Source organism: Clostridium sp. DFI.5.61 (genome assembly GCF_024462915.1).
Taxonomy (GTDB): Bacteria; Bacillota; Clostridia; order Oscillospirales; family Oscillospiraceae; genus Lawsonibacter; species Lawsonibacter asaccharolyticus.
This window is the reverse complement of record NZ_JANGBZ010000006.1, coordinates 123,621-129,744: the sequence shown is the minus strand read 5'-3', so window position 1 is coordinate 129,744 and position 6,124 is coordinate 123,621. Positions and strand designations below refer to the sequence as shown.

Below are 6,124 nucleotides of genomic sequence, written 5' to 3'. Positions count from 1 at the left end.
GGGCCTTTGCTTTGCTGCGCCATCTGGCCTCCGTCCGGCCCGGAGCGGAGGGGCGGGCCCCCCCGGGTGGGCGGGGGGGGGGGAGGGCGCGCCGGGCCCGCGGGCCCCGGCTGGCCGCCTCGTCCACCAGGTCGATGGCCTTGTCTGGGAGAAAGCGCTGGGGCAGATAGCGGCAGGACAGGTCCACCGCCGCCTCCAGGGCCTCATCGGAGATGGAGAGGTGGTGGTGCCCCTCGTATCGGCCCCGAAGGCCCTGGAGGATGGCCAGGGCCTGGTCACGGGTGGGCTCCCGGACCGTGACGGGCTGGAAGCGGCGCTCCAGGGCGGCGTCCTTCTCGATATAGCGCTGATACTCGTCCAGTGTGGTGGCCCCCAGCACCTGGAGCTCCCCACGGGACAGAGCGGGCTTCAGGATGTTGGCGGCGTCGATGGCCCCCTCCGCGCTCCCCGCCCCCACGATGGTGTGCAGCTCATCGATGAAGAGGATGATGTTGCCTGCCCGGCGGACCTCCTCCAGCACGTGTTTGAGCTTCTCCTCGAACTCCCCCCGGTACTTGGTGCCCGCCACCATGGCGCATAGGTCCAGAGCGCACACACGCCTGCCCAGCAGGTGGGAGGGGGCGGTGCCATCAGCGATGGCCAGGGCCAGCCCCTCCACAATGGCAGTCTTTCCCACGCCTGGTTCCCCGATGAGGGCGGGGTTGTTCTTGGTCCGCCGGGACAGGATCTGGATCACCCGGGTCAGTTCCTCCTCCCGGCCGATCACCGGGTCCAGCTGTCCGTCGGCAGCCATCCGGGTCAAGTCCCGGGCGCACTGGTCCAGCAGGCGGGTATCGGTGCTGCGCTCCGGTTCCCGGGGTCGGACGGAGCGGGTGGGGAGTTCCTCGCCCCCCAGAAAGGCTGCCAGTCCCTGGGAGAGCTGGTCCAGATCCGCCCCCTGCTCCGCCATAAGGCGGCAGGCGGCGCACTCACGATCCTGAAGCAGACCCAGCAGCAGGTGCTCCGCGCTGACAGCGTTCTGCCCCAGGCGGCGGGAGGCGGCCGCTGCCTGCTGGATGGCCAGGCAGCACTTGGGGGTCAGGCCCTGGTGGAGGGACCGGGCGGGCACGCCGGTGCCCACCAGCTGGGAGATGGCGGAGCGCAGGGAGCGGCTGTCCACCCCGCTGCTCTGAAGGGACCGGGCGGCGGCGCTGTACTCCTGGCTGGCCAGACCCAGCAGCAGGTGCTCGCTGCCCACATAGCTGTGCCCAAGCCGGGCGGCGTTCTCCTGGGCCAGCCGCAGGGCGCCCAGGGCGGTGGAGGTAAAGCGGCATTCTGGCATACATATCACCTCTGGATAGGTTTTCCTCTCAGTATTTCCAATTTCAAAAAAATTATCATTGCATTTTTCAAAACTTGTGATAAAATGAGACTAGATTTTTATGGAGGTGTTTCCCATGGCTTACAAGATTAGCGATGCCTGCATCAGCTGCGGCTCCTGCGCCGACGGCTGCCCTGTGGGTGCGATTTCTCAGGGCGATTCCCAGTATGTCATCAGCGAGGATGCCTGCATCGACTGCGGCGCTTGCTCTGACACCTGCCCTGTGGGTGCCATTTCCCAGGGCTGATTGGCAACAAAAAAACAGCGCCGGCGTGTGCGGCGCTGTTTTTTTATGCTCAAAAGGGCCTGAAAAGCAGGAGACTGTGTAATATGACGGATATTTTCGGTGGGACGGGAAGAAAATCTCTATTTTTCGTCAAAGATTTCATTGAAGCGGTCCGCCGGGTGTGTTACAATGGACCACAACACAAGAACAAATGCCCTTGCAACACGGACACGGGGCGGGGATGACGCATAGTCTGGAGGGAGACGCAGTTGAGCGGAGGGGCGAAGTACTTTATCGTGGAGGCAGAGGCCATGCCGGAGATCATTCGGAAAGTGGCGGAGGCCAAGCGCCTGTTAGAGACCGGGGAGAAGACCACGGTGAACGGCGCGGCCCGGGAGGTGGGCATCAGCCGGAGCGCGTTCTATAAGTATAAGGACGCGGTGCATCCCTTTCAGGATATGCTCCACGGCAGGATCGTCACGCTCCAGACCGTACTGCGGGATGAGCCCGGCGTGCTCTCCGGCGTGTTGAACGTGTTCGCCGGTACAGGCATCAATATTCTGACCATCAATCAGAACATCCCGGTCAACGGCTGTGCGGTGGTGACCATCACGGCGGAGACCTCCGCCCTGCGGCGCTCCCTGGAGGAGCTGCTGGCCGCCGCGGGAGGCAGCCCCGGCGTGCTGCGCTGTGAGATCCTGGCCGGATAACGGGCCGTGTTTTTAGATTATCGTGGAAGAGATTCATGAGGTGAACGGAATGGTAAATGTTGCGATCTTAGGCTTTGGCACTGTGGGCTCCGGCGTGGCAGAGGTGCTCACCACCAACGGCGGGCTGATCGACCAGCGGGTGGAGAATCTGGTGCGGCTGAAATATATCCTGGATGTGCGGGATTTCCCGGACAGCCCGTACCGGGACTGCTTCGTCAAGGACTTTGGGGTCATCGAGAGCGACCCCGAGGTGGACATCGTAGTGGAGACTATCGGCGGCGCCACGGTGGCGCTGGACTTTACCACCCGGGCGCTGAAAGCGGGCAAGAGCGTGGTCTCCTCCAATAAGGAGCTGGTGGCCACCCACGGCTATGAGCTGCTCCAGCTGGCCCGGGAGCACGGAGTCAGCTATCTGTTCGAGGCCAGCGTGGGCGGGGGCATCCCTATCCTGCGGCCCCTGACCTCCTGCTTGGCAGCCAACGAGCTCAGCCAGGTCACCGGCATCCTCAACGGCACCACCAACTATATCCTTACCCGGATGATCAAGGCGGGCCTCACCTTCGAGCAGGCGCTGAAGGAGGCACAGGAGAACGGTTACGCGGAGCGGGACCCCTCCGCCGACGTAGACGGACACGACGCCTGCCGGAAGATCTGCATCCTGGCAGCCCTGGCCTTCGGGCAGCACGTCTACCCTGACCAGGTGCCCACCCAGGGCATCCGGGGCGTCACCCTGGCCGATGTGGCCTATGCCGACTCCTGCGGCTATAAGATCAAGCTGCTGGGCCGGGCCATCCGGGAGAGGGATGGAAAGCTCTGCGCCTTTGTGGCCCCCCATCTGGTGCCCGCCTCCAACCCCCTGTCCGGGGTGGAGGACGTGTTCAACGCCATTTCCGTCACCGGAAACGCCATCGGTGACGTGATGTTTTATGGCCGGGGGGCGGGCAAGCTGCCCACGGCTTCCGCCGTGGTGGCCGATGTCATCGACATCGCCAAGGATCTGAAGACTGCCCGGTGTGCGGTCTGGGGACCCGGGTCCCGGGACCTGGTGGTCAGTTCCGACATCCTCAGCTCCCGCTGGTATGTCCGGGGGACGGCCTCCATGGACAAAGTCCGGGCCGCCTTCGGGGAGATCAGCCCCCTGGCAAGGGGAGGTGCGCCTGCCGGGGAGACCGCTTTCCTGACCGCACCCATGACGGAGCCCCAGGTCCGGGCCAGGCTGGAGGGGATGGAGCTCCACTCCCTTATCCGGGTGCTGGAGTGAGGAACGCCGCCGGCATAGAATGGTGTGCAGAGTCCTGCGCGCTGATCGAGAATTGACCTTTAGGGGGAAACAGATATATGGCATTGATCGTACAAAAATTCGGCGGCAGCTCCGTCGCCGACACGGCCCGCATCCGGAATGTGGCCCGGATCATCACGGAGACATATCGCAAAGGAAACAACGTGGTGGTGGTCCTGTCCGCCCAGGGGGACACCACCGATGACCTGATCGCCAAGGCGGAAGAGATCAACCCCGGAGCCTCCCGCCGGGAGATGGACATGCTGCTGGCCACTGGAGAACAGATCTCCATCTCCCTGTGCGCCATGGCCATCGAAGCTCTGGGGTATCCTGTGATCTCTCTCACTGGCTGGCAGGCGGGGATGCTCACCAACTCCGCTTACGGCAGTGCCCGGATCAAGCGCATCCGCACCGACCGCATACAGACTGAGCTGGACGCCCGGAAGATCGTCCTGGTGGCCGGCTTCCAGGGCATCAATAAGTATGATGACATCACTACCCTGGGACGGGGCGGCTCCGACACCTCGGCGGTGGCTCTGGCCGCCTCCCTCCATGCAGATCTGTGTCAGATCTACACCGATGTGGACGGCGTGTACACCGCCGATCCCCGCTCGGTCACCGGAGCGAGAAAGCTGGAAGAGATCACCTATGACGAGATGCTGGAACTGGCCAGCCTGGGGGCGCAGGTGCTGCACAACCGCTCGGTGGAAATGGCCAAGCGATACAACGTCAATCTGGAGGTTCTCTCCAGCTTCACCGGGAATCCGGGTACGAAAGTTAAGGAGGTCGTAAAAAACATGGAAAAATCCCACGTCAGCGGTGTGGCGAAAGATAAAAATGTGGCCCGGCTGGCCTTGGTGGGCTTGGCCGACGAGCCCGGGATCGCCTTTAAGATCTTCTCTCTCTTGGCAAAGAACCGGATCAACGTAGACATCATCCTCCAGTCCATTGGACGGGACAGCAGCAAGGATATCAGCTTCACCGTGGCCCGGGGCGACACTGAACGGGCCAAGGCGCTGCTGGAAGAGCACAGGGAGGCCATCGGCTTCCGGGAGATCGAAGTGAATGAGCAGGTGGCCAAGGTCTCCATCGTGGGGGCCGGGATGGTAAACAACCCCGGTGTGGCCGCCAGGATGTTTGAGGCCCTCTACGGTGCCAGCGTGAACATCAACATGATCTCCACCAGCGAGATCAAGGTCTCTGTCCTGGTGAATGAGCGGGACGCAGACCGGGCGGTCCAGGCCATCCACGACCGCTTCTTCAACGAATTTGGAGGCAACGCCTGAACAGGCGTCAAAGCGATGCAGCCCCCCTCATGGCCCGGTCCCGGGCCGCGAGGGGGTGCCATGTTTTCAGGTTTTCGCCCGTTTTTGCCGGAAAAATCCTTTTTTAGCTTGCAATATTTGTGCCGGTCTGGTAAAATAATAACTCGACTGGATATTCTTTTCCCATCCAGTCTGTTTTATCCCCCCGCCGGGAGGCAGACGGAACGGGATGCGGGCTGACTGAAAACGAGAATCTCAGGGTTGCCGCCCAAGGGCGCCCCTGCTGCAAGTAAGGAGAGAATCATCGCAATGGACAAGAATCAGAGAGAAGAGCGGCGCCGTCAGGAGGATATCGCACTGAACCGGGGCTTGCTCTGGGTCGGGGCGGCCATCCTGATGGAGCTGCTTTTGATGCTGGTCAATAAATACTATATCAACTACTACTCCACGGTGGAGTCCATCAATATGGTCTACGCCTTTGACGCGGGCCTGAAGGCGGTGCGCATCGTGGCGCTGATAGCCCTGGCGGCCTCCGCAGTGTGGTGCTTCCTGCGCTTCTCCCGGGAGGGGCGCACCGGCACCATGCCCCTGGTCCTGGTGGCCGCTTTCAGCGCGGTGACGGCCATCGCCCATATCACGATCTGTTTTAAGGACGCAGGCGTCCGCATGCTGTTCCTGCTGGTGCCTGCCTGGGCCGCCCTGGCGCTGGTGTACTACCTGTATCAGCGGGAGTTCTTTTACTCCGCCTTCTATACCGGTCTGGGCACCATGCTCCTGTGGATGCTGCGCCACAAGGACAGCACAGTGGACCCCTCCTCCTCCCGGCTGACTACGTACGTGTTCCTGGCCATCGTGGCCATCCTGATGGTGCTGGGGCTGGTGATGCTGCTCCAGGCCAGGAAGAACGGCGGCGTGTGGAGCCTGGCGGGCCGTGAGGTCCGTGTCCTTCCCGCAGAGGCTGGATACTCCCTGATCTTCCTGACCCTGGCCGTCAATGTGGTGGCGGTAGCCGCCGCCGCAGTGATGGGCGGAAATGTGGGCTACTATCTGATTTATGTGCTGGTGGCCTGGCTCTTCGCTCTGCTGGTGTATTACACCGTCAAAATGATGTAAGAGCGGCCTGAGGAAAAGTAAGGCTGCGGTGTGCTTTGACGCCTCCGTAGAAAAGTGTCAGGAGACGCCTATACTGTGTGGTCAGCAAGTGAAATGTGGAAATTTAAAGAGGGACTATCGGTGAAAAGCCGATAGTCCCTCTTTTTGTGCTGCACTGGGCACAGATAGAGC

6 protein-coding genes are annotated in these 6,124 nt (G+C 62.2%); 5 read left to right on the top strand and 1 reads right to left on the bottom strand.

From position 1 onward, the window contains the following. The coding region (locus NE584_RS05265) for a Clp protease N-terminal domain-containing protein (RefSeq protein ID WP_305147808.1) at window positions 1-1,321 on the bottom strand (1,321 nt) is incomplete at its 3' end. Between the two features lie 115 nt (window positions 1,322-1,436). Here NE584_RS05265 and NE584_RS05260 point away from each other — a divergent pair. The 5 genes from NE584_RS05260 (at window position 1,437) to NE584_RS05240 (ending at window position 5,953) form a co-directional block, all read left to right on the top strand. Next, the gene (locus NE584_RS05260) at window positions 1,437-1,607 is read left to right on the top strand and encodes a DUF362 domain-containing protein (RefSeq protein ID WP_050625401.1); all 171 of its coding nucleotides are present in this window, start codon (window positions 1,437-1,439) and stop codon (window positions 1,605-1,607) included. A gap of 248 nt (window positions 1,608-1,855) precedes the next feature. Then, window positions 1,856-2,296: an ACT domain-containing protein gene (locus NE584_RS05255; RefSeq protein ID WP_077138704.1), complete on the top strand. Its 441-nt coding sequence runs from the start codon at window positions 1,856-1,858 to the stop codon at window positions 2,294-2,296. Window positions 2,297-2,345: 49 nt separating this feature from the next. Continuing rightward, complete coding sequence (locus tag NE584_RS05250; RefSeq protein ID WP_108980527.1) at window positions 2,346-3,557, top strand: homoserine dehydrogenase; 1,212 nt, start codon at window positions 2,346-2,348, stop codon at window positions 3,555-3,557. A 77-nt stretch (window positions 3,558-3,634) separates the two neighbouring features. Further along, window positions 3,635-4,861 (top strand): aspartate kinase, encoded by a 1,227-nt coding sequence (locus NE584_RS05245; protein WP_050623416.1) that lies wholly within the window; start codon window positions 3,635-3,637, stop codon window positions 4,859-4,861. 288 nt (window positions 4,862-5,149) lie between these two features. Beyond that, window positions 5,150-5,953: a hypothetical protein gene (locus NE584_RS05240; protein WP_050623417.1), complete on the top strand. Its 804-nt coding sequence runs from the start codon at window positions 5,150-5,152 to the stop codon at window positions 5,951-5,953. Window positions 5,954-6,124: the final 171 nt, after the last annotated feature.